This is a genomic window from Cupriavidus yeoncheonensis (assembly GCF_905397275.1).
In the GTDB taxonomy this organism is placed as follows: Bacteria; Pseudomonadota; Gammaproteobacteria; order Burkholderiales; family Burkholderiaceae; genus Cupriavidus; species Cupriavidus yeoncheonensis.
The window spans coordinates 108,445-128,305 of record NZ_CAJPUY010000012.1; the positions used below are offsets into that span (position 1 = coordinate 108,445).

General features: G+C 68.4%; 22 protein-coding genes. 12 read left to right on the forward strand and 10 right to left on the reverse strand.

Going from position 1 to position 19,861, the window contains the following annotated elements:
* Positions 1-115 precede the first annotated feature (115 nt).
* Positions 116-490: a short-chain fatty acid transporter gene (locus tag KHO22_RS17580; RefSeq protein WP_230426913.1), complete on the reverse strand. Its 375-nt coding sequence runs from the start codon at positions 488-490 to the stop codon at positions 116-118.
* A gap of 244 nt (positions 491-734) precedes the next feature.
* Between KHO22_RS17580 and KHO22_RS17585 the strand changes: the two genes are divergently transcribed.
* Complete coding sequence (locus KHO22_RS17585; protein WP_211948443.1) at positions 735-2,426, forward strand: MBL fold metallo-hydrolase; 1,692 nt, start codon at positions 735-737, stop codon at positions 2,424-2,426.
* Between the two features lie 25 nt (positions 2,427-2,451).
* Here KHO22_RS17585 and KHO22_RS17590 read toward each other — a convergent pair whose 3' ends face one another.
* Positions 2,452-3,285: an anti-sigma factor gene (locus KHO22_RS17590; RefSeq protein ID WP_211948444.1), complete on the reverse strand. Its 834-nt coding sequence runs from the start codon at positions 3,283-3,285 to the stop codon at positions 2,452-2,454.
* On the reverse strand, positions 3,272-3,895 hold the full coding sequence (locus KHO22_RS17595) for an RNA polymerase sigma factor (RefSeq protein ID WP_211948445.1): 624 nt from the start codon (positions 3,893-3,895) through the stop codon (positions 3,272-3,274). Before KHO22_RS17595 ends, KHO22_RS17590 begins: the two co-directional genes overlap by 14 nt.
* Before the next feature lie 189 nt (positions 3,896-4,084).
* Between KHO22_RS17595 and KHO22_RS17600 the strand changes: the two genes are divergently transcribed.
* The 5 genes from KHO22_RS17600 to KHO22_RS17620 all read left to right on the forward strand — a co-directional run bounded on the left by KHO22_RS17600 (position 4,085) and on the right by KHO22_RS17620 (position 8,048).
* Positions 4,085-4,972: a metallophosphoesterase family protein gene (locus KHO22_RS17600; protein WP_211948446.1), complete on the forward strand. Its 888-nt coding sequence runs from the start codon at positions 4,085-4,087 to the stop codon at positions 4,970-4,972.
* Positions 4,973-4,996: 24 nt separating this feature from the next.
* Positions 4,997-5,380, forward strand: coding sequence for a cupredoxin domain-containing protein (locus tag KHO22_RS17605; protein WP_211948447.1), 384 nt, complete (start codon positions 4,997-4,999; stop codon positions 5,378-5,380).
* 118 nt (positions 5,381-5,498) lie between these two features.
* Positions 5,499-6,314 carry a class I SAM-dependent methyltransferase gene (locus tag KHO22_RS17610; protein WP_211948448.1) on the forward strand — a complete coding sequence of 272 codons (816 nt, stop codon included), beginning with the start codon at positions 5,499-5,501 and terminating at the stop codon, positions 6,312-6,314.
* A 234-nt stretch (positions 6,315-6,548) separates the two neighbouring features.
* Positions 6,549-6,701, forward strand: a complete 153-nt coding sequence (locus tag KHO22_RS17615; RefSeq protein WP_211948449.1) for a hypothetical protein — start codon at positions 6,549-6,551, stop codon at positions 6,699-6,701.
* Between the two features lie 138 nt (positions 6,702-6,839).
* Positions 6,840-8,048: a GGDEF domain-containing protein gene (locus tag KHO22_RS17620; RefSeq protein ID WP_211948450.1), complete on the forward strand. Its 1,209-nt coding sequence runs from the start codon at positions 6,840-6,842 to the stop codon at positions 8,046-8,048.
* 50 nt (positions 8,049-8,098) lie between these two features.
* On the opposite strand, the gene KHO22_RS17625 is transcribed toward KHO22_RS17620, so the two are convergent.
* Positions 8,099-9,115 carry an AraC family transcriptional regulator ligand-binding domain-containing protein gene (locus tag KHO22_RS17625; RefSeq protein ID WP_211948451.1) on the reverse strand — a complete coding sequence of 339 codons (1,017 nt, stop codon included), beginning with the start codon at positions 9,113-9,115 and terminating at the stop codon, positions 8,099-8,101.
* A gap of 168 nt (positions 9,116-9,283) precedes the next feature.
* Between KHO22_RS17625 and KHO22_RS17630 the strand changes: the two genes are divergently transcribed.
* The 6 genes from KHO22_RS17630 (at position 9,284) to KHO22_RS17655 (ending at position 15,595) form a co-directional block, all read left to right on the forward strand.
* Positions 9,284-10,417, forward strand: coding sequence for an acyl-CoA dehydrogenase family protein (locus KHO22_RS17630; protein ID WP_211948452.1), 1,134 nt, complete (start codon positions 9,284-9,286; stop codon positions 10,415-10,417).
* A 63-nt stretch (positions 10,418-10,480) separates the two neighbouring features.
* On the forward strand, positions 10,481-12,004 hold the full coding sequence (locus KHO22_RS17635) for a CoA-acylating methylmalonate-semialdehyde dehydrogenase (RefSeq protein WP_211948453.1): 1,524 nt from the start codon (positions 10,481-10,483) through the stop codon (positions 12,002-12,004).
* Between the two features lie 45 nt (positions 12,005-12,049).
* On the forward strand, positions 12,050-12,943 hold the full coding sequence (mmsB, locus tag KHO22_RS17640; RefSeq protein WP_211948454.1) for a 3-hydroxyisobutyrate dehydrogenase: 894 nt from the start codon (positions 12,050-12,052) through the stop codon (positions 12,941-12,943).
* A 12-nt stretch (positions 12,944-12,955) separates the two neighbouring features.
* Positions 12,956-13,726 (forward strand): enoyl-CoA hydratase, encoded by a 771-nt coding sequence (locus KHO22_RS17645; RefSeq protein WP_211948455.1) that lies wholly within the window; start codon positions 12,956-12,958, stop codon positions 13,724-13,726.
* A gap of 9 nt (positions 13,727-13,735) precedes the next feature.
* Positions 13,736-14,914 (forward strand): enoyl-CoA hydratase/isomerase family protein, encoded by a 1,179-nt coding sequence (locus KHO22_RS17650; RefSeq protein ID WP_211948456.1) that lies wholly within the window; start codon positions 13,736-13,738, stop codon positions 14,912-14,914.
* A 15-nt stretch (positions 14,915-14,929) separates the two neighbouring features.
* The gene (locus KHO22_RS17655) at positions 14,930-15,595 is read left to right on the forward strand and encodes a Crp/Fnr family transcriptional regulator (protein WP_211948457.1); all 666 of its coding nucleotides are present in this window, start codon (positions 14,930-14,932) and stop codon (positions 15,593-15,595) included.
* 21 nt (positions 15,596-15,616) lie between these two features.
* On the opposite strand, the gene alaC is transcribed toward KHO22_RS17655, so the two are convergent.
* The 6 genes from alaC to KHO22_RS17685 all read right to left on the reverse strand — a co-directional run bounded on the left by alaC (position 15,617) and on the right by KHO22_RS17685 (position 19,795).
* Positions 15,617-16,867: an alanine transaminase gene (gene alaC / locus KHO22_RS17660; protein ID WP_211948458.1), complete on the reverse strand. Its 1,251-nt coding sequence runs from the start codon at positions 16,865-16,867 to the stop codon at positions 15,617-15,619.
* A 145-nt stretch (positions 16,868-17,012) separates the two neighbouring features.
* On the reverse strand, positions 17,013-17,408 hold the full coding sequence (locus KHO22_RS17665; protein WP_211948459.1) for a type II toxin-antitoxin system VapC family toxin: 396 nt from the start codon (positions 17,406-17,408) through the stop codon (positions 17,013-17,015).
* Positions 17,405-17,638, reverse strand: coding sequence for a type II toxin-antitoxin system Phd/YefM family antitoxin (locus KHO22_RS17670; RefSeq protein WP_211948460.1), 234 nt, complete (start codon positions 17,636-17,638; stop codon positions 17,405-17,407). The genes KHO22_RS17665 and KHO22_RS17670 overlap by 4 nt, the downstream gene beginning before the upstream one ends.
* A gap of 157 nt (positions 17,639-17,795) precedes the next feature.
* Positions 17,796-18,140, reverse strand: a complete 345-nt coding sequence (locus KHO22_RS17675) for a hypothetical protein (RefSeq protein WP_211948561.1) — start codon at positions 18,138-18,140, stop codon at positions 17,796-17,798.
* A 122-nt stretch (positions 18,141-18,262) separates the two neighbouring features.
* Positions 18,263-19,096 carry a siderophore-interacting protein gene (locus tag KHO22_RS17680; RefSeq protein WP_211948461.1) on the reverse strand — a complete coding sequence of 278 codons (834 nt, stop codon included), beginning with the start codon at positions 19,094-19,096 and terminating at the stop codon, positions 18,263-18,265.
* A 63-nt stretch (positions 19,097-19,159) separates the two neighbouring features.
* Positions 19,160-19,795, reverse strand: a complete 636-nt coding sequence (locus KHO22_RS17685; protein WP_211948462.1) for a PadR family transcriptional regulator — start codon at positions 19,793-19,795, stop codon at positions 19,160-19,162.
* Between the last annotated feature and the right edge of the window lie 66 nt (positions 19,796-19,861).

Genomic DNA, 19,861 nt, shown 5'->3' on the forward strand with positions numbered 1-19,861 from the left:
AAACGGCGCCCGGGAAAGCGCACTTGCCGGTCAACTGTCGGCCTGCTGCAACAAATTGCAGTGCGCAAGCCCAGCTCCCCCGAATTCTCCCCCCGAAGGCCCGGCATGCGGGGCCTCAGTAGCGCAACTGCACGTCGTCCACGCGGGCCGTGCGCCCGTTGTAGAGGCAAGTGAAGCGGAATCCGATCGAGGCCTGGCTGTTGTCAGGTTCGAACGTGCCCTCGCCCGTGACCGAGGCCATGCCGCCGGGGCGCGGGATGACCTGCTCGCGGTCTTCCAGAAGGAAAATGCTGCCGGGCTCGGGGTGGCCTCTTTTCACATTGCTGGTGACGGCCTGCTCGCAGGCGTCCACCGCGACTTTCGGCACGATCCTGGGTTCCGCCGGCGGTCGTGGCGCGGGCCGGGTCGCCTGCTGCGGCGGCGTCTCGCATGCGGCCAGCAGCAAAGCGAAGGCCAGGCATAGGTACGAGGCTCGGGACAAAGCGGGCATCCTCCCTTCCTGAAGTGCGGCGTAAAGTGCAGTACAGGAATCAGAGTAGGTCTTCCGGAAGGAAATGCCAAAGGCACAACTCTGCACCGGCGCCGGCCATGCGGAAATCCCCGGAGCGGAGCGAACCGGCCAACGCCGCTACACTATGTCCCTGCATGCCACGAAACATCGCACCAACCCAAGCACCGGCGCCAGACCGGTCCTGCCACATCCAGCCGCGCGGCCCGGCCCGCGCGCCGACACAATGACAACGACAGAGACAACCCCGATCCAGGCTGCCAAGCCGTCCACCTTGTTGCGCGCCGCTGCCAGCCTGCTGGTCGTGCGCGATGGCCCGCAGGGCATGGAGGTCCTGCTGGTACGGCGCGTCGAGCGCGCCAACGACCGCAGCAGCGGCGCCTACGTGTTTCCCGGCGGCACGCTGGATCCGCAAGACCAGGCCCTGCATCTCCATGCCGCGGGACTGGACGACGCCGCCGCCAGCGAACGCCTGAACCTGCCGGCCAACGGCCTGGACTTCTACCTGGCGGCCGTGCGCGAATGCTTTGAAGAAGCCGGATTGCTGCTGGCCTACCATCGCGACGGCGAGATGCTGGCGCCGGACCACCTCGATGCGGGGCAGCAGGATTTCCTGCGCCAGGCGGTGCAGCGCGGCGGACCCGGGCTGGCGCATGCGTGCGCGGAACTGGGCCTGCGCCTGGCGGCGGACCGCCTGGCCTACCACAGCTACTGGCTCACGCCGCCGGGGCTGCCCAAGCGCTTCGACACGCGCTTCTTCGTCGCGATCGCGCCCAGCGGCCAGGTCGCCATCCACGACGGCATGGAGATCGTCGAGCATCGCTGGATCCGCCCCGGCGAAGCCGCGGACCCGGACAGCGGCCTGCCGATGATGCATGTCACGCGCCGCACGCTGCAGTCCATCGCCCACTTCGAGACGGCGCAGGACTGCTTTGCCAGCACCTCGCAGTTGCGCGACATCGCCTGCATCATGCCCCGGCTGGCCAAGGGCGCGGCGGGCGTGCGCCCGGTCATGCCCAATGAGTCGAGCTATGCCGAGATCGGCCGCATCGACCCGGACGGCAAGGCCCACGCGCGCTACGAGCTGGCCCCCGGTGAGCCGGTGCAGCTTTCCGGGCGGGTCTGGCGCGTCACCGCCAATAACGGCAGCGTCATGACAGGCCCCGGCACCAATACTTACCTGGTCGGCGGCGGCGCGCGCAATGAGTGGGCCGTGATCGATCCCGGCCCCGATGATGCCGCCCATGTGCAGGCCGTGCTCGCGGCCGCGCCGGGCCCGATCCGCTGGATCGTGGTCACGCACACGCATATGGACCACTCGCCCGCGGCGCCTGCGCTGCAGGCCGCCACGGGCGCGACCGTGCTCGGCCGCGCCGCGCCGCCCACGCAGTGGCAGGACACCGGCTTTGCCGCCGCCCGCGATCTGCAGCATGGCGAACGCATCGCCATTGGCGACGACTGCACGCTGCGCGTCATCCATACGCCGGGCCATGCGTCGAACCACCTTTGCTATCTGCTGGAAGAAGAGAAGACCCTCTTCACCGGCGACCATGTCATGCAGGGTTCCACGGTCGTCATCGCCCCGCCCGATGGCGATATGCGCGCCTACATCGATTCGCTGGCCGCCCTGCAGGAAGAAGACCTGGAATGGCTCGCGCCGGGCCACGGCTTCCTGATCGCGCGCCCGCAGGAAGCCATCCGCCTGCTGATGCGGCACCGCCTGCATCGCGAAGCCAAGGTCGTCAACGCGCTGCGCGATCTCGGGCCGGCCCCGATCGAAGCTCTGCTGCCGCGCGTCTATGACGATGTGCCGGAGCGCATGTACCCGGTGGCCCAGCGTTCGCTGCTGGCACACCTGCTCAAGCTGGTCGCGGACGGCAAGGCCGTCGAAGCGGACGGCCGCTGGCAAACCGCCTGACCCCCGCCGCCTGGCCGCCGCGCCGCTATCGCTGGGGCGCGGCGGGCGAGGCCGCCTGCCAGGCCCGCCGCAGCGCACGCAGGTCTTCGGCGGAGGCATCGGTAATGGCCAGGAACCGCATGCCGTCGGCGTCCCAGCTTTCCAGCTGGTAGCCCTGCCGCGATCCCGATACCTTCGGCGGCAGCCCGGTCGCTCCCTCGGGGAAGACGAACACGTCGACGGGATGCCGGTTGCGCCGGTAGACCACCACGGCCACCGGACGGCCGTCGACGTAGTCCAGCCTGCCGCCGGCCAGCACGAACCCCTGCGCCGCCAGGTCGCGCACGACCGGCGCGTAGTCCAGCCGGCCGTTGAACCAGGGCTTGACCGTATGCTGGTCCAGCGACGCCACGTCGAGCGGCCGCCCCGAGAGCAGCGCCCTGACGTGGCTGGCCACCATCTCCCGGGCCACCGCGTCTGCGTCGTACCGGTACCGTGCCAGCTGCGCGGCGCCGAGCGCCACGGCGAGCACCATGGCCAGCGCCAGCCCCAGGCGTGCCGGATGGCCCCAGGCCAGCCATCTGCCCAGGTTGCCCCCCAGGTTGCCCCCGAAGTTGCCCCCGAAGTTGCCCCATCTCGCACCGGAAGCTTCCCGCGGCGGCGCCGGCAGGCTTGCCATCAGGCGGGCACGCAGTTCGCTGTCAGCGCGATGATAGGTGGCGCCTTCGCGCACCGCGTCGCGCAGGGCACGGATGCGGGCAATCTCCGCGGCGCAGTCGGGACAGGACGCCAGGTGCGGGTCCAGCCGCGCCAGGTCGGCCGGGCCGAGTTCCCCGTCCGCGCCGGCATGCAGCAACCGCCGAGCCTCATTGCATTCCATTGCCCACCTCCCCGGCCGTTCCTGCCAGGCCATCAAGCCGGGCCGGTTCCGCCGCCGGCACTCCGGTCCTCTCCGTGCGCAGTGCCGATACAGCGGCGGCCAGCGCATGCCGTGCACGGGCCAGCCGCGACATGACCGTGCCAAGCGGGATGGCGGCAACCTGCGCGATATCGCGGTAGCACAGGTCCTCCAGTTCGCGCAGCACGATCACCTCTCGCAGCGGAGCGGGCAAGCGCGCCAGCGCCTCATGCACCAGGCGAACATCCTCGGCTCGCAGCAGGCAGCCCAGCGGCTCGCTCTCGCCGGCGTCCTGCCAGCCGGGCCACGCCTGCGCGGCGTCGACGCCGTCTTCGTAGGGCGCGGCGTCGCGGGCGGCCCGGTCGCGGTTCCACGCGGAGAACCAGGTATTGCGCACGATGGCCAGCAGCCACGGCCGCGGCCGGTCGCCGTGGTAGCTGCCGAAATAGGTGTAGGCGCGCAGCAGCGCCTCCTGCACCACGTCCTCCGCCTCGGCCGCGCCGCCGCTCAGCCATCGCGCAAGGTTGTAGGCCGCATCCAGGTGCGGCAGGACCAGCTCGGCAAACCGGCGGCGCTCGTCAGCGGCGTTCACGTCACTCCTTTGCCCAGGCCTTGCGGAGTCCGCGCGATGGTCTCCGCCCCGCCGTGTTTACCGGCGTCCGTACCAGTTTATTCCGTTGCGCCGGTCTATCTGCATATCGGCGGCTGCGCGGGAATAGAAACGGGCTCCGCCCGGTATGACAGACATCCGGCCTCGTGCCGCGCTCCAGAGGAGGAAACCATGTCCACGAACCCCGTTCCCAACCGGCGCGATTTCCTGCGCCTGGCCGCCGCCGCGGGCGGTGCCGTCCTTGCGTCCTCCCTGCCAGGCTGGGCTGCGTCGCCGGGCAAGGATTTCTACTTCGTGCAGCTTTCCGACCTGCACTGGGGCTTCCAGGGTCCGCCGAATCCGGATGCGCGCGGCACCCTGCCCAAGGCCATCGCGGCGGTCAATGCGCTGCCCGCCCCGCCCGATTTCATTGTCTTCACGGGCGACCTGACCCACACGACCGACGATCCGGACGAGCGGCGCCGGCGCATGCGTGAAGTCAAAGCGCAGATCGACACGCTCCAGGTCAAGACCCGCTACCTGATGCCAGGCGAGCACGATGCCAGCCTCGATCGCGGCGAAGCCTTCAAGGAATTCTTTGGTCCCACGCATTACACCTTCGACCACCAGGGCGTCCACTTCGTCGTCCTCGACAATGTGTCCGACCCGGCCGGGCGCGTAGGCGCGGACCAGATCGACTGGCTGGCCTCGGACCTGTCCCGCCTGCAGAAAGACGCCCCGATCGTCGTGTTCACGCACAGGCCGCTGTTCGACCTCTATCCGCAATGGGACTGGGCGACACGCGACGGCGCCCAGGTGCTGCAGCGCCTTGACCCGTACCGCAACGTCACGGTGTTCTACGGCCACATCCACCAGGAACACCACCACCAGACCGGCCACATCACCCACCACGCCGCACGTTCGCTGATGTTCCCGCTGCCACCGCCGGCCTCGCAGCCGTTGCGCCAGCCCGTGCCGTGGGATGCCGAACACCCTTACCGGGGACTAGGGTGGCGCGAGGTCAGGACGCAACAGGCACCGTTGCGCCTGGCGCTGGAAGAACGGCCCATCACCACCTGACTGCGGCCCCAAAGGAGAATGACGATGATCGAGCAAACGCCCTTCTGTCCCGCGCGCCGCCGCAGCCTGGCCTCGCTGGCGGCACTGGCGGCGCTGGCGGCATCGGTGCCGTTCTGGACCGCGTCGGCCGCCGTGCCCCGGCGCATCGCCGTCACCGCGCGGCGCTTTGTGTTCACGCCGGACCGCATTGCCCTGCGCAAGAATGAATCCGTGATCCTCGAACTGACGGCGCTCGATGTCATCATGGGCTTCAGCGTGCCCGACCTTGGCATCCGCACGGACCTCCCGCCCGGCAAGAAGGTGGAGGTTCCCATCCACGCCGCCGCAGCCGGGTCGCACGTGTTCCTCTGCGATATCTTCTGTGGCTCGGGGCACGAATCGATGAACGGCCAGATCGAGATCAGTTGACCCGCGCCTCGCAACCGGGCCCGCCGCGGGCGCCGCTGCCGTCGTTGCTGCCGCCAACCGCCTAGCATGGAAGCAACCGGCCGGGCCAGCACGGCGCGGCCGCCACCGGGAGACGATCATGCCGCAGAGCGACAGCGACAAGTTCACGGGTGCCGTTCCCGAACTCTATGAGCGGTACCTCGTGCCGATGATTTTCGCCCCGTACGCGGCGGACCTCGCCCGCCGTGCCGCCGCGCTGCAGCCGGCCAGGGTACTGGAAATGGCGGCCGGCACGGGCGCACTGACGCGCGAACTGGCACGACTGCTGCCGCCACAGGCATCCATTGTGGCAACGGACCTCAATCCGCCCATGCTGGAGCGGGCGCGGACGGTCGGCACCAGCCGCCCGGTCGACTGGCAGGTGGCAAATGCCATGCAGTTGCCGTTCGATGATGGCAGTTTCGACCTCGTTGTCTGCCAGTTCGGCGTCATGTTCTTTCCCGACAAGCCCGCCGCATTTGCCGAAGCCCGGCGCGTGCTGGCCCCGGGCGGCACGCTCTTGTTCAACGTGTGGGATCGCATTGAGGACAACCACTTCACGGCTATCGTCTGCGAGGCGCTCGCAAGCATGTTCCCGGACGATCCGCCGCAATTCATGACACGTACGCCCCATGGCTATCACCGGCAGGCCGAGATTGCCGGGCACCTGCGACAGGGCGGCTTCCTGGCGGCGCCTGCCATGGAAACGCTGCCCGAGACCAGCACCGCCGAATCCGCGCGTATCGCGGCGGTGGCCTTGTGCCAGGGCACGCCGCTGCGCCCGGACCTGGAGTCGCGCGGGCCCGATGCCCTGCAGCGCGCCACGGATCTTTGCGAGCAGGCGCTGGCGCAGGCCTTCGGAACGGGCGCCATCGAGGCCCGGATGCAGGCGCATGTGGTCGCCGTCGTCGCCTGAAGGACTGCTCCGCCGGCATGGGGACCTCAACCGGAGGAATCGACGGCGTCGTGTCAGACGTTCCCTGACGTCGCGGCCGACGCGCTGCTGGCCGGGGCGGATGCCGCCATGTACGCCGACGGCCTGCCCCCACCCTGGTGGGGACACCCCCCAAACAGGTGATGTGGCGGCAGGCGCTGTTTTCCATAATGTCTGCACGACCGGTCATAGAGCCGGATCCTGAAGGGGTCAGTCATGGAATACGTCACCTTGCTGGGCGGCTACATGGTCGCCGTCCTTGTCGCGTTGCTGGTCGCCGCACACTGGCTGCTCAAGCATGACCCGGCGCTGCGCGTCGACCCCTCGACGGATTCCCAAGGCCAGCCCTCCTCCCCTGCCGGCGACTGACACGGTGGCACTCCCGATCGCCTGCCCCGCGCCATCGCCATTGCGGCGATCCGCGGCAGACCTGGCCGGCCGGACCGGGCGCGCCGTATCATGGCGGCTTTGCCCCGTCGGGCCGCCCCGCCCACTGGATCTGCCCTGATGTCCGTTCCTACCGCGCTGCTGGTGATCACCGCGGCACTGAGCGCCATGATGCTGGCGATCGTCTGGTCCCTGCGCCGCTGCGGGCTGCCGGGCGTGCCGGACTGGTGCAACGCCAACCTGGCCGTCACCATGGCCCTGCCCCTGTTCGCGTTGCGCGGCCAGATCAGCGACATGCTCTCCGTGGTCGCCGCCAATGCTGCCCTGGCCTGGGCGCTTGCAATGTTCTATGCCGGCTGCGTGCGCTTTTGCGGCGGCCAGCCGCGCTGGGGCAGGCTGGCCGTTGGCGCGCTTGCCACCATGGCGGTGGTAGTGACCTGGCGCTATGTCTACGACGTCTTCACCACGCGCGTGGCCGCGGTTTCGGCCTTCAATACGGTGCTGTGCGTGCTGACCGGCATCACGCTGATCCGCAAGCGGCCGCGCGGCCGTGCCGGCAGCTATCACCTGACCACGGCCGCCTTCGCGCTCTTCTTCGCCACCGGCCACGCCGCGCGCGGCCTGCTGTCGGCCTTCTCGCTGATGGGCGACCCCTACAGCCTGCAATCGCTGGGGCTGAACGCGCTGTTCCTGACGCTCGGTGCGCTGGTGATGCCGGCACTGAGCATGGGCGCCGTGCTGATGATCCACGACACCATGGTGCGCAGGCTCGAGGACATTGCCAATACCGACGGGCTTACCGGCGTCATGTCGCGCAAGGCCTGGGAGGACATGGGCGGCCGCGAGATCGCGCGGGCTGCCCATGGCCACCCGCCGCTTGCGCTCGTCATCGTCGATATCGACCGCTTCAAGGCTGTCAACGACACCTACGGCCATGCCGCAGGGGATGCCGTGCTGAAGGGATTCGCCGGGCTGGCCGCGGCACAGATACGCGCCACCGACGGCGTGGGGCGCCTGGGCGGCGAGGAGTTTGCGGTGCTGCTGCCCGCCACGCGCATGGCAGACGCGCTGCGCCTGGCCGAGCGCATCCGCACCGGGGCGGAGCAGCATTGCGTGCAGATCGGAGATCACGGTGCCGCCGTGCGCTATACGATCAGCGGCGGTATCGCCTGCCTGCGGCCCGGGGAGTCGCTGGCGCAACTCAGCGCCCGCGCCGATGCGGCGTTGTATCGGGCCAAGCTGGAAGGCCGCAACCGCATCGTCGCGCACGACGACAGGCAGCCGGGTGCGGGCACGAGTACCCCGGTGCGTGAAGCGCTGCCTGCCTGAGCAGGGAGGGTGTCGGGCAGCTACGGCCCCCGATACCCTCGCCGCAGACCTCAGCTTTCGCCCGCCGTGCCCCGATAGGCGCCGGGCCGCGACCCGGTCCAGCGCCGGAACGCGCGATGAAAGGCACCGGGTTCGGCAAAACCCAGTTCCGCCGCAATGTCCGCCACGGGCTTGCCGGTACGGCTGAGTGCGTCGATCGCCAGGTCGCGCCGGAGCTGGTCCTTGAGTTCCTGGTAGCTCGCCCCCTCGTCCATCAGGCGCCGGCGCAGCGATGACGCCGACAGGTTCAGGCTCAGCGCCAGCGCCTCGAACGTCGGCCACTGCTCGGGACGCTGGTTGCGCAACTGGCGCCGCACGCGGGCGGCCACGCTGCTGCGGTCCGAATACTTCACGACCACATTGTGCGGCGCATCGCGCAAGAATGACTTCAGGCTGCGTTCATCCTGCCGCACGGGCTGGTCGAGCAGCCCGGCGTCGAACACCAGCGCCGTGGCCGGCTGCCCGAAGGCCGTCTGGCGCGAGTACATGATCCGGTATTCCGCGCCGTAAGGCGGCTCCGGGTAGGCAAAGGACGCCAGCAGGATCGGCACGCGACGGTGGAGCAGCCAGCTCATCAGGCCCTGCAGCATGATCAGCATGGTTTCCTGCGCGAACACGCCGGGCAGCCGGCCCTGTGCCGCGGACGGCGCGGTCAGGACCAGCGCCGCGCGGTCTTCGTGCCGGTCGAGCCGGACGCCGAGGTCATCGAGCAGCAGGCCGAAATAGCGCGCTACGCGTTCGAGAGCCTGGGCAAAGGTGCGGCTGCCCGCAACCGCGTGGCACAGCATGGCAAAGCTGCCGCACTTCATGCTGCGGGAATCCTGGCCGAAGAACTCGTCGTCGAGCGCGGCGGCCACGGCCATCCACAGGTCGCTGTAGCTGGCCGTGGAGACACGCGCCTGCGGCACCGCCAGCAGCGCCGGTGCGATGCCGGCGCTGCGCAGCACCGGCTCGGGATCCAGCCCGCGGGCCTGCAGCCCCGAGATGGCGTGGTGGACAAAGCAAATCGCGACGCTGCCTTTTTCCATGGTGCGGCCACGCTCCAGGCAGCCGCAGGGCGCCGGGCGGATGGCATTCGAGTTCATAAAGAATGGCGGATTTTGGCATAGGAGCGGCGGCATGCGGTTTCTACACTGCGCCTGTTGCACCTGAAGACCGACAAAGACCATCTCAATCGCGCCTGCCGCGCCCCTGCCATGCACAGCGACTACACCGAAGAGCAAACCATGATCCGCGACAGCGCGCGCGCCTTTGCCAGCGAGCGCCTCGCCGCGGGCGCCGCCGAGTGGGACCGCGCCGCCCGGCTGCCCCAGGACGTGGTTGCCGACATGGGCGCGCTGGGCCTGCTGGGCATGATCGTGCCGGAGGAATGGGGCGGCACCTACACCGACTATGTGGCCTATGCGCTGGCCATCGAGGAAATCGCGGCGGGCTGCGCCGCGTGCGCCACGCTCATGAGCGTGCACAACTCGGTAGGCTGCGGGCCGGTCCTGCACTACGGCACCGACGCCCAGAAGCAGCGCTACCTGCCGCGCCTGGCCAGCGGCGAAGTCATCGGGGCCTTCTGCCTGACCGAGCCGCAGGCGGGCTCCGAAGCCCACAACCTGCGCACCCGCGCCCTGCCCACCGAGCGCGGCTGGGTGCTGAACGGCAGCAAGCAGTTCGTCACCAACGGCCAGCGCGCCGGCGTGGCCGTGGTATTCGCCGCCACCGAGCCGGAACGCGGCAAGAAGGGCATCTCCGCCTTCCTGGTGCCGACGGATACGCCGGGCTTTATCGTCCACGCGCCGGAGAAGAAGCTGGGCATCCGCGCCTCGGACACATGTGCCATCACGCTCGAAGATTGCGAAGTGCCGCATGACGCGCTGCTGGGCGAGCCCGGCGAGGGCCTGCGCATCGCCCTGTCCAACCTGGAAGGCGGGCGCATCGGCATTGCGGCACAGGCCATCGGCATCGCCCGTTCGGCGTTCGAGGCCGCGTGCCGCTATGCGTCCGAGCGCGTGCAGTTCGGACGGCCGCTGCGCGAGCACCCGCCCATCGCCAACATGCTGGCCGACATGGCCACCGAACTCAATGCCGCGCGGCTGCTGGTGCACCGCGCCGCGCGGATGCGCTCGCAAGGGATGCCATGCCTGTCGGAAGCGTCACAGGCCAAGCTCTACGCGTCCGAACTGGCCGAGCGGGTCTGCTCCAAGGCGCTGCAGATCCACGGCGGCTACGGCTACCTGGAGGACTACCCCGTCGAGCGCCACTACCGCGACGCGCGCATCACGCAGATCTACGAAGGCACCAGCGAGATCCAGCGCATGCTGATCGCGCGCAGCCTGTAGCACCCACTCGCTCAACCGAACCGCCTCAACCCGCATCCCAATCCAGAACCGACCGGAGACATCATGAGTGCACTGCCCCAGACCGCCAACGCCGTTCCGACCGTCCCGCTGCTGATCAACGGCGAATGGGTGGAATCGTCCGCCACGGAATTCCGCCACGTGGTCAACCCCGCCACGCAAGAGGTCCTGGCCCGCGTGCCGCTGGCCACCGCCAGCGAAGTCGCCGCGGCCGTGGCTTCGGCGCACCGCGCCTTTGCCACCTGGCGCCATACGCCGATCGGCGCGCGCCTGCGCATCATGCTGCGCTACCAGGCACTCATCCGCGAACACAGCAAGCGCATCGCCGCCATCCTCACGGCCGAACAGGGCAAGACCCTGGCCGATGCGGAAGGCGACATCTTCCGCGGCCTGGAAGTGGTCGAGCACGCGTGCTCGATCGGCACGCTGCAGCAAGGCGGCTTTGCCGAGAACGTGGCGGCCACGGTCGATACCTATACCCTGCAGCAGCCGATCGGCGTGTGCGCCGGCATCACGCCGTTCAACTTCCCGGCCATGATCCCGCTGTGGATGTTCCCGATGGCCATCGTCTGCGGCAATACCTTCGTGCTCAAGCCGTCGGAACAGGACCCGCTGTCCACCATGGAGCTGGTGAAGCTGGCCGTGGAAGCCGGCGTGCCGCCGGGCGTGCTGAACGTGGTGCAAGGCGCCAGGGATGTGGTCGACGCGCTGTGCACGCACCCGGATATCAAGGCCGTGTCCTTCGTCGGCTCGACGGCGGTCGGCACCCATGTCTACAACCTGGCTGGCGCGCATGGCAAGCGCGTGCAATCGATGATGGGCGCCAAGAACCATGCCGTGGTGCTGCCCGACGCGCACAAGGAACAAACCCTGAACGCGCTGGCGGGCGCGGGCTTCGGCGCTGCCGGCCAGCGTTGCATGGCCACCTCGGTGATCGTACTGGTGGGCGCCGCGCGTGAATGGGTGCCCGAGCTCGTGGCGAAGGCCAAGACACTCAAGGTCGGCGCCGGTGCAGACGCAGGCACCGATGTCGGGCCGGTGGTCTCGGTCGCGGCCAGGGAGCGCATCCTCGGCCTGATCGCCTCCGGCGAGAAGGAAGGCGCCACGCTGGTGCTCGACGGCCGCAACGTGGAGGTCCCGGGCTACCCGCAAGGCAATTTCATCGGCCCGACCATCTTCACGGATGTGACGACCGACATGTCGGTCTACACCAACGAGATCTTCGGGCCGGTGCTGGTGGTCATGGGTGTGGAGACGCTGGACGAGGCCATCGCGCTGGTCAACCGCAACCCGTTTGGCAATGGCACCGGCGTGTTCACGCAGAGCGGCGCCGCGGCCCGCAAGTTCCAGAGCGAGATCGACGTCGGCCAGGTGGGCATCAACATTCCCATCCCGGTGCCCGTGCCCTACTTCAGCTTCACCGGCTCGCGCGGATCCAAGCTCGGCGACCTGGGCCCGTACGGCAAGCAGGTGGTGCAGTTCTACACCCAGACCAAGACCGTAACGGCGCGCTGGTTCGACGATGCCACGGTGAATGACGGCGTGAACACGACCATCAGCCTGAAGTAAGCACGCGACGCAACGACCCGTCAGACAATATCCAGGAGACCCGACATGCATATCGCCTTCATCGGCCTCGGCAACATGGGCGCCCCCATGGCGCGCAACCTGCTCAAGGCCGGCCACACGCTGACCGTGTTCGACCTCAACGCGGCTACCGTGGCATCGCTGTGCGCCGAAGGCGCGGCCTCGGCCGATTCCGCGCGCAAGGCGGTGGCGGAGGCCGACTTCGTCATCACCATGCTGCCCGCGGCCGCGCATGTCCGCACGGCCTATCTCGGTGAGGACGGCGTGCTGGCGGGTGTGCGCCGCGGCGTACCGCTGGTCGACTCCAGCACCATCGACCCGGCCACCGTGCGCGAACTGGCCACCGCCGCCGCCGCACAGGGCAATGCACTGGCCGATGCGCCGGTGTCGGGGGGCACCGGTGGCGCGCAGGCCGGCACGCTGACCTTCATGGTCGGCGCCACGCCGGCGCTGTTCGAGCAGGTCAAGCCCGTGCTCGCCAATATGGGCCGCAACCTGGTCCATTGCGGCGACACCGGCACCGGCCAGGTCGCCAAGATCTGCAACAACCTGATCCTGGGGATCTCGATGATCGGCGTGTCCGAGGCCATGGCGCTCGGCGTGCGGCTGGGCATCGACGCCAGCGTGCTGGCCGGCATCGTCAATACCTCGACGGGCCGCTGCTGGTCGTCGGACACCTACAACCCGTATCCCGGCGTGATCGAGACCGCGCCTTCGTCGCGCGGCTATACGGGCGGCTTCGGCGCCGAACTGATGCTCAAGGACCTGGGCCTGGCGGCCGATGCCGCGCGCAGCGTGAAGCAGCCGCTGTTCCTCGGCGCGCTGGCGCAGCAGCTCTACCAGGCCATGAGCCAGGCCGGCGACGGCCAGCTCGATTTCTCCGGGGTGATCCGGCAATACCAGCCCAGGACCGGGGCCTGACGGAAACCAGCCATGATCGAATTCGCCATCGACGGGCACATTGCCCGCCTCACGCTCAGCCGCCCGCCGGCCAATGCCTTCACCGCCGAGGGCCTGCAGCAACTGCAGGATCTTGTCGCCAGGATTGACGCCGACCCCGAAGTCCGCGCCGTCGTCATCACCGGCAGCGGAGACCGTTTCTTCAGTGCCGGCGCGGATCTCAATGGCTTTGCCGAAGGCGACCGCGCCCATGCACGCGTGATGGCGCAGCGCTTCGGCGCGGCCTTCGAAGCGCTGCAGAATGCGCGGCCGCTCGTGATTGCCGCGATCAATGGCTACGCCATGGGCGGCGGACTCGAATGCGCGCTCGCCTGCGATGTGCGCATTGCCGAGGAGCAGGCGCAGATGGCCTTGCCCGAGGCCGCCGTGGGCCTGCTGCCATGCGGCTGCGGCACGCAGACCCTGCCGTGGCTGGTCGGCGAAGGCTGGGCCAAGCGCATGATCCTGACCAATGAGCGCGTGGATGCCGCCACGGCGCTGCGCATCGGACTGGTGGAAGAGGTCGTGCCGCGCGGCAAGGCGCTGGACGCCGCGCTGGCCATGGCCGCACGCGCTTGTGCCGTGAGCCCGCGCGCGGCGGCCTGCAGCAAGCAGCTCGTACAGCTGGCGCGCCAGGGTGTGCCGCGCCAGGCCGCACTGGCGCTTGAACGCGAGCGCTTTGTCGACCTGTTCGACGGCGAGGACCAGCGCGAGGGCGTCAATGCCTTCCTGCAGAAGCGCGCGCCCCAATGGCGCAATGGCTAGGAACCGATCATGCGACTGACACCGGAAAGCACTGCTGCCCATCCGTCCACCGGCGCGTCCACCGGCGCGTCCACCGGCGCGTCCACCGGCGCGTCCACCGGCGCCGAGCCGGAAGTCCTGTTCCAGGTCATCAACCGCGTCGGCCTCGTGACGCTGAACCGGCCGCGCCAGCTCAATGCCTTGTCCTACCCGATGATCGTCGCGCTGTCGACGCAGCTCGACGCCTGGGCCGGACAGGACGATATCGACGCCGTGGTGCTGCGTGGCGCCGGGCCCAAGGCCTTCTGCGCGGGCGGTGACATCCGCGCCCTGTATGACAGCCATCGCGACGGCACGCCGCTGCAGCGCCAGTTCTTCATCGACGAATACCAGCTCGATTACCGCCTGCACCGCTATCCCAAGCCGGTGGTGGCGTTGATGGACGGCATCGTCATGGGCGGCGGCATGGGGCTGTCGCAGGCCGCGCAGCTGCGCATCGTCACCGAACGCTCGCGCGTGGCCATGCCGGAAACCGGCATCGGGCTCGTGCCCGACGTCGGCGCGAGCCATTTCCTGTCGAAGATGCCGGTCCAGCTGGCGCTCTATCTCGGCCTGACCGGCGTGACCCTTGGCGCCGAGGATGCCTTGCTGTGCGGGCTGGCCGATGTCGCGGTCAACAGCGTGACCCTGGCCGGTCTCGAAGATACGCTCGCGGCCGTTCGCTGGAGCGGCCAGCCGCTGGACGACCTGCGCCGTGCGCTGGTACGCGAGCCGATCTGCAGCGCGGCGGACGCACCGCTGCTCGAAGTGCTGCCGGCCCTGCTGCGGCATTTCCCGGCCGATGCGGGGCTCCCCGAGATCATCGCCAGCCTCGCCTGCCAGAACGATCCACGCTACGCCGAATGGGCCGCGCGCACGGCGGACATCTTGCGCAAGCGCTCGCCGCTGGCTGCGTGCGCCACGCGTGAACTGCTGCTGCGCGGCCGCCGGCTCGACCTGGCCGACTGCTTCCGCATGGAGCTGGCGGTGGTGGTGCAGTCATTCACGCGCGGGGATTTCATCGAGGGCGTGCGCGCGCTGATTGTCGACAAGGACAACGCGCCGCGCTGGCGCGTGAGCAGCTACGACGCCGTGGACCATAGTGCAGTCGAGGGGCTGTTCGCGCACTGGTGGCAGCCGGGCGACGATCCGTTGCACAGGCTGCGCTGACATCCGGCACCCGCGATGAGCCTCGAAGCGCTGCTCGCGCGCAGTCCATGGGCATGCGCGCTGACGCCTGAGCAATGGCAGCGCATGCGCGCCGAACTGCGCGAGCGCGTGGTGCCGCCGGGTGCCTACGTTGCCCACAAGGGCGCACCGGCGGACTACTGGCTGGGCGTGGCGCAGGGGCTGGTCAAGGTTCATTGCGCCGCGCCCACCGGCAAGCGCGCTACGCTGACCGGCGTGCCGGCCGGCGGCTGGCTTGGCGAGGGATCGCTGCTCAAGCAGGAAGCACGGCGCTATGACGTGGTGGCGCTGCGCGAATCGCGCATTGCCTGCCTGCCGGCCGCGACCTTCCGCTGGCTGCAGGAAACCAGCCTGCCGTTCAATCGGTACCTCATCGGCCAGCTCAACGAACGGCTGGGCCTGTTCATTGCCACGGTCGAACACGAACGGCTGCACGGCGTGGAAGGCCGCATCGCGCGCGCGCTCGCGGCGCTGTTCAATCCGGTGTTGTGCCCGGGACTGGACCCCGCGCTCGAACTGACGCAGGAGGAAGTCGGCCTGCTGGCGGGCATTTCACGCCAGCGGGCCAATGCCGCGCTCAAGGTGCTGGAGCAGGAGGGGCTGGTAAGGATCGACTATGGCACGGTGCACGTGCTCGACCTGGAACGCCTGCGCCGTTACTGAACGCAGGCCTGCTCCCGCCCCTCAGGCCTTGCCCTTGGCGAGCCCGTCCGCGTGCTCGGCCACGGGCACCTTGATCAGCCCGTCCGCACGGAACATCGCCTTGATGCCTCGCACGGCCTGCCGGATGCGGGCTTCGTTCTCGATCAGCGCGAAGCGCACGTATTCATCGCCATAGTCGCCGAAGCCAATGCCCGGCGAAACCGAGACCTTCGCCTTGGCCAGCAACTGCTTGGAAAACTCCAGCGAGCCCAGCGCGCGATAAGGCTCCGGAATGCGCGCCCAGATGTACATCGACGCCTTCGGGACATCCACCGGCCAGCCCGATTCGATCAGCCCTTTTGCCAGCACGTCACGGCGCGACTGGTAGTGCGCGGCAATCTCCTTCACGCATTCCTGGTCGCCCTCCAGCGCGGCAATGGCCGCCACCTGCACCGGCGTGAAGGTGCCGTAGTCGTGATAGCTCTTGATACGCGTGAGCGCGGCCACCAGGTCCGGGTTGCCCACCATGAAGCCGATGCGCCAGCCCGCCATGTTGTAGCTCTTGGACAGCGTGAAGAACTCCACCGCGATGTCCTTGGCGCCCGGCACCTGCATGATCGACGGCGCCTTCCAGCCGTCGAAGACAATGTCGGCATAGGCCAGGTCGTGCACGACGAAGATGTCGTGCTTGCGCGCCAGCGCGATCACGCGCTCGAAGAAATCCAGCTCGACGCACTGTGCGGTCGGGTTCGACGGGAACCCGAGCACGATCATCTTCGGCTTCGGATAGCTGCCGCGGATGGTGCGCTCCAGCTCCGCGAAGAAATCGACGCCTGGCACCAGCGGCACGGAGCGGATATCGGCGCCGGCAATCACCGCGCCATAGATATGGATCGGGTAGCTCGGGTCGGGCACCAGCACGGAGTCGCCGCGATCGAGCGTGGCCAGCATCAGGTGCGCCAGGCCTTCCTTGGAGCCGATCGTGACAATCGCTTCTGAATCCGGATCGATCTCCACGTCATAGCGTTCGCGATACCAGTGCGAGATCGCGCGGCGCAGCCGCGGAATGCCCTTGGACGTGGAGTACCCGTGCGTGTCCGGCCGTTGCGCGGCCTCTACCAGCTTGGCGACGATATGCGGCGGCGTGGCCCCGTCCGGGTTGCCCATGCTCATGTCGATGATGTCCTCGCCACGGCGGCGGGCGGCCATCTTCAACTCGGCGGTGATATTGAAAACGTACGGCGGAAGGCGATCGATGCGCGCAAAGCGGCGCTTGCCAGAGCTGGCGGTCATGAAGGAGTCCTTAACGTAAGCGCCCGGAACCGTCCGAGCGACGTCGGCAACCGCTGTCTCGGCTGCCGGGGATTCATGTTAGCGGGGATACGGGGATTGCACAACGGGGATTGCACAACGGGGCGCGCCGGTCTGCGGCATGCCGCTACCAGATCGTCTTCACGTGCTTGTAGGCACGGATCTTCTCGTCCCGGGTGACCAGCGGCGCCGCGAGCCTGCGCGCTGTGGCGACGATCATGCGGTCTGCCGGATCCTTGTGGAACTCCCCCGGCAGATGGACCGACTTGATCGATATATCGACATCCACCGGAAAGAAGCAGACCGCTTCGATTTCCGCCACCGTGTCCAGCCAGCTCTCCACGTCCATGGACAGCACGAGCTTCTCGCGTTCCACCAGCATCGCGATCTCCCATGCCGAAATCGCGGAGACGACGATCTGCCCTTCCCGGCATTCGCGGTCGATCGCCGCCTTCGCCCTGGCACTCAGCTCCGCGCTTGCGCTCGCCCACCAGACCAGGGCATGCGTGTCCAGCACGATCACCGGCCCGCCTCCCAGTCAACGTCGACCGGGTCCGTCGGGTTGTCATAGCGGACGACCGTGCCGGACAGGATTTCCAGCGGATCCCGGTCAAGGCCATGGAATGGACGCACTACCAGCGTGGGCGTGCCGTGGTCCGTCACGACCACGTGCTCACCGGACTGCTCGACTTGCCGGAAGTATTCCAGCGCCTTGGCCTTGAATTCCGTTTTGGAAACCTGGATGCCTTGCATGGTAAGCCCTCGAGTTTTCTTCGAACGCATCATCGCACCCCAAATGACTATGTTGAATAGTCATTTTACGACATGAGGCTAAGATAAGTCTGTTTCAGCGGGCAGGACCCATGCAAAACTGCTCGTCGGCACGACAGGAGGCGGCTCACCTGGCCCCTCACAACAACTTCCCGCCCGGCGGACTGCTTGGCCTGTCCGCCGGCAAGTGCCGGATGATGCAATCCAGCGCGCGCGTATCCGTCTTTCCGGCCGCCAGCGCTGCGCTGACCGAGGTGCGGTACTGTGCCGGGCTGATCCGCTTGTAGTAGAGGCGCGAAGTCTGGTCCAGCCAGTACACGTAATCATCGTCGTTGGTGCTGGCACTGCTGCGCAGCCATTCGCTGATGTTGTTGTTGCCGATGACCATGTTGGGACAGGCCGTCTTCAGCGAATCCAGGTAGGCGTTGAAGCCCTTGGCCTCGATGTTGCGAACCGAGTCCGGTGCGCAGGCGGCCAGCGTCATGGCGACGCCCGCCGCCGCGGCTTGAAACCCTTTCCAGCTCCCTTTCCAGCCCGATGTGGTGTCCGGCACGGCAGCCTCCTTGCGAGTTGCGTTGGCGTCATCTTAGGCGATTCGGGTGCAGGTCAGTCTTCGAGGGTCTCGTGGACGGCTGCCGCGCCGCGCTTCCAGTAGCTGGAGGCGCGGATGCGCGTTTTCGCAATGCCACGCTCGGTGACGAGATGCTGGCGGACCAGCTTGATCGCAGCGGATTCCCCGGCGGCCCAGACATAGCCTTCGCCATGCGGTAGTGCGATCTTGCGCAGCGCGGGTTCCAGCAGGCTGCCCTCGGGCGCATCGCCCCGGTGCAGCCAGTGCACCTCCACATTCGCGGCGCTCGGCAGCGGAATTTCGGCCGCTGCGTCGGGCACTTCGACGACGACCAGCGCGCGCGTACCTGTTCCGAGTTCCTCCAGCCGGCGGCCGATGGCGGGCAGCGCGGTTTCGTCGCCAACCAGCAGGTGCCAGTCGAACGCCGTGGGGACCACGAAGGAGCCGCGCGGACCGCCTATGCCCAGGTACTGCCCCGGTTTCGCCCGGGCCGCCCACGTGGATGCGGGCCCGTCACCATGCAGCACGAACTCGATATCCAGCTCCCGCGCCACCGGATCGTAGCGGCGCGGCGTGTAGTCGCGCGCGGGCGGCCGCGGCTGGCCTTCGGCAAAGACGGGGCCATTGGGCCCGACTTCCGGCAAGTCGGGCCTGTCGGCGCCGCCCTGCGGGAAGAAGACCTTCACATGGTCGTCGAACGAGGCCGAGACAAAGTCGGCAAGATCGGCGCCATGCAGGGTCACACGCAGCAATTGCGGGGAAACCAGCCGGGTACGGACGACCCGGAGCATCCGCATCTTCAGCGGATGGCGCACGCGCTGCACGGTCAGGTCGCGGATGGAGTGGGTGGCTTCAGTCGGTGTTGTCATGGAATTCCTCAAATGACGGGCGCTCGCAGCGCCCACGGCGGACGCAAGGGTCAACGCCACGGTTCAGCCCTTGGGGCCGGCTTCGATTTCTGCCGTGGCCTGCGCGAGGATGGCGGCGATGCGCCGCTGCTCGTCGGGCGAGGCATCGCTGCGCAGCGCCAGCGCGCGCTTGAGCGCCATGCGGGCCTGCACGAACTCGGGCGCCCAGCCGCCCTGCTCCGGCTCGATCTGCGGCTCGCCCGCCATGGCGCGGCGGATCCAGTCCATCTTGCGCGCGGCATGGCGCAGGCGTCCCAGCATCAGGTCGAGCCGGTCCTTGTTGGCAGCCAGGTAGGCGCGGCCGGCATCGGAAAGGTGGTAGCGCTTCTTGTTGCCCTCGGTATCCACCGTGGCGTAGCCGACCTCTTCCAGATAGGTCAGCGCGGGATAGACCATCCCCGGGCTTGGCTTGTAGAAGCCGCTGGTGCGCGTCTCCAGCGCCTTGATCAGCTCATAGCCGTGGCTGGGCTTTTCCTCCAGCAAGGCGAGCAGCAGCAATTGCAGGTCCTCGGCGCTGAACTTGCGGCCGCGCCGCCAGCCTTCGCCGTCAAAGTCACCCGGGCCGTCAAACCCCTCGCCATCCCCTTGCCCGCCCCATGCACCGCCGCCGCGCGGATGACGCCCGATCGCATGGTGCAAGAAATGATGAGAAAGACGCATCCCGAGGCAGCGATGAGCCAGGCCCGGATGGTCGAATGAAGCAAAAGGATGTCGCACGTGCGCCTC

Excerpts from the sequence above, each read along its gene's own strand:
- KHO22_RS17635 (WP_211948453.1), top strand. The coding sequence starts at position 10,481 with ATGAGTGCACTGCCCCAGACCGCCAACGCCGTTCCGACCGTCCCGCTG.
- KHO22_RS17610 (WP_211948448.1), top strand. The coding sequence starts at position 5,499 with ATGCCGCAGAGCGACAGCGACAAGTTCACGGGTGCCGTTCCCGAACTC.
- KHO22_RS17685 (WP_211948462.1), bottom strand. The coding sequence starts at position 19,795 with ATGCGTCTTTCTCATCATTTCTTGCACCATGCGATCGGGCGTCATCCG.
- KHO22_RS17620 (WP_211948450.1), top strand. The coding sequence starts at position 6,840 with ATGTCCGTTCCTACCGCGCTGCTGGTGATCACCGCGGCACTGAGCGCC.
- KHO22_RS17615 (WP_211948449.1), top strand. The coding sequence starts at position 6,549 with ATGGAATACGTCACCTTGCTGGGCGGCTACATGGTCGCCGTCCTTGTC.
- KHO22_RS17600 (WP_211948446.1), top strand. The coding sequence starts at position 4,085 with ATGTCCACGAACCCCGTTCCCAACCGGCGCGATTTCCTGCGCCTGGCC.
- KHO22_RS17675 (WP_211948561.1), bottom strand. The coding sequence starts at position 18,140 with ATGACGCTGGCCGCCTGCGCACCGGACTCGGTTCGCAACATCGAGGCC.
- KHO22_RS17650 (WP_211948456.1), top strand. The coding sequence starts at position 13,736 with ATGCGACTGACACCGGAAAGCACTGCTGCCCATCCGTCCACCGGCGCG.
- KHO22_RS17670 (WP_211948460.1), bottom strand. The coding sequence starts at position 17,638 with ATGCAAGGCATCCAGGTTTCCAAAACGGAATTCAAGGCCAAGGCGCTG.
- KHO22_RS17625 (WP_211948451.1), bottom strand. The coding sequence starts at position 9,115 with ATGGAAAAAGGCAGCGTCGCGATTTGCTTTGTCCACCACGCCATCTCG.
- KHO22_RS17580 (WP_230426913.1), bottom strand. The coding sequence starts at position 490 with ATGCCCGCTTTGTCCCGAGCCTCGTACCTATGCCTGGCCTTCGCTTTG.
- KHO22_RS17645 (WP_211948455.1), top strand. The coding sequence starts at position 12,956 with ATGATCGAATTCGCCATCGACGGGCACATTGCCCGCCTCACGCTCAGC.
- KHO22_RS17585 (WP_211948443.1), top strand. The coding sequence starts at position 735 with ATGACAACGACAGAGACAACCCCGATCCAGGCTGCCAAGCCGTCCACC.
- KHO22_RS17655 (WP_211948457.1), top strand. The coding sequence starts at position 14,930 with ATGAGCCTCGAAGCGCTGCTCGCGCGCAGTCCATGGGCATGCGCGCTG.
- mmsB (WP_211948454.1), top strand. The coding sequence starts at position 12,050 with ATGCATATCGCCTTCATCGGCCTCGGCAACATGGGCGCCCCCATGGCG.
- KHO22_RS17605 (WP_211948447.1), top strand. The coding sequence starts at position 4,997 with ATGATCGAGCAAACGCCCTTCTGTCCCGCGCGCCGCCGCAGCCTGGCC.
- KHO22_RS17630 (WP_211948452.1), top strand. The coding sequence starts at position 9,284 with ATGCACAGCGACTACACCGAAGAGCAAACCATGATCCGCGACAGCGCG.
- KHO22_RS17680 (WP_211948461.1), bottom strand. The coding sequence starts at position 19,096 with ATGACAACACCGACTGAAGCCACCCACTCCATCCGCGACCTGACCGTG.
- alaC (WP_211948458.1), bottom strand. The coding sequence starts at position 16,867 with ATGACCGCCAGCTCTGGCAAGCGCCGCTTTGCGCGCATCGATCGCCTT.
- KHO22_RS17590 (WP_211948444.1), bottom strand. The coding sequence starts at position 3,285 with ATGGAATGCAATGAGGCTCGGCGGTTGCTGCATGCCGGCGCGGACGGG.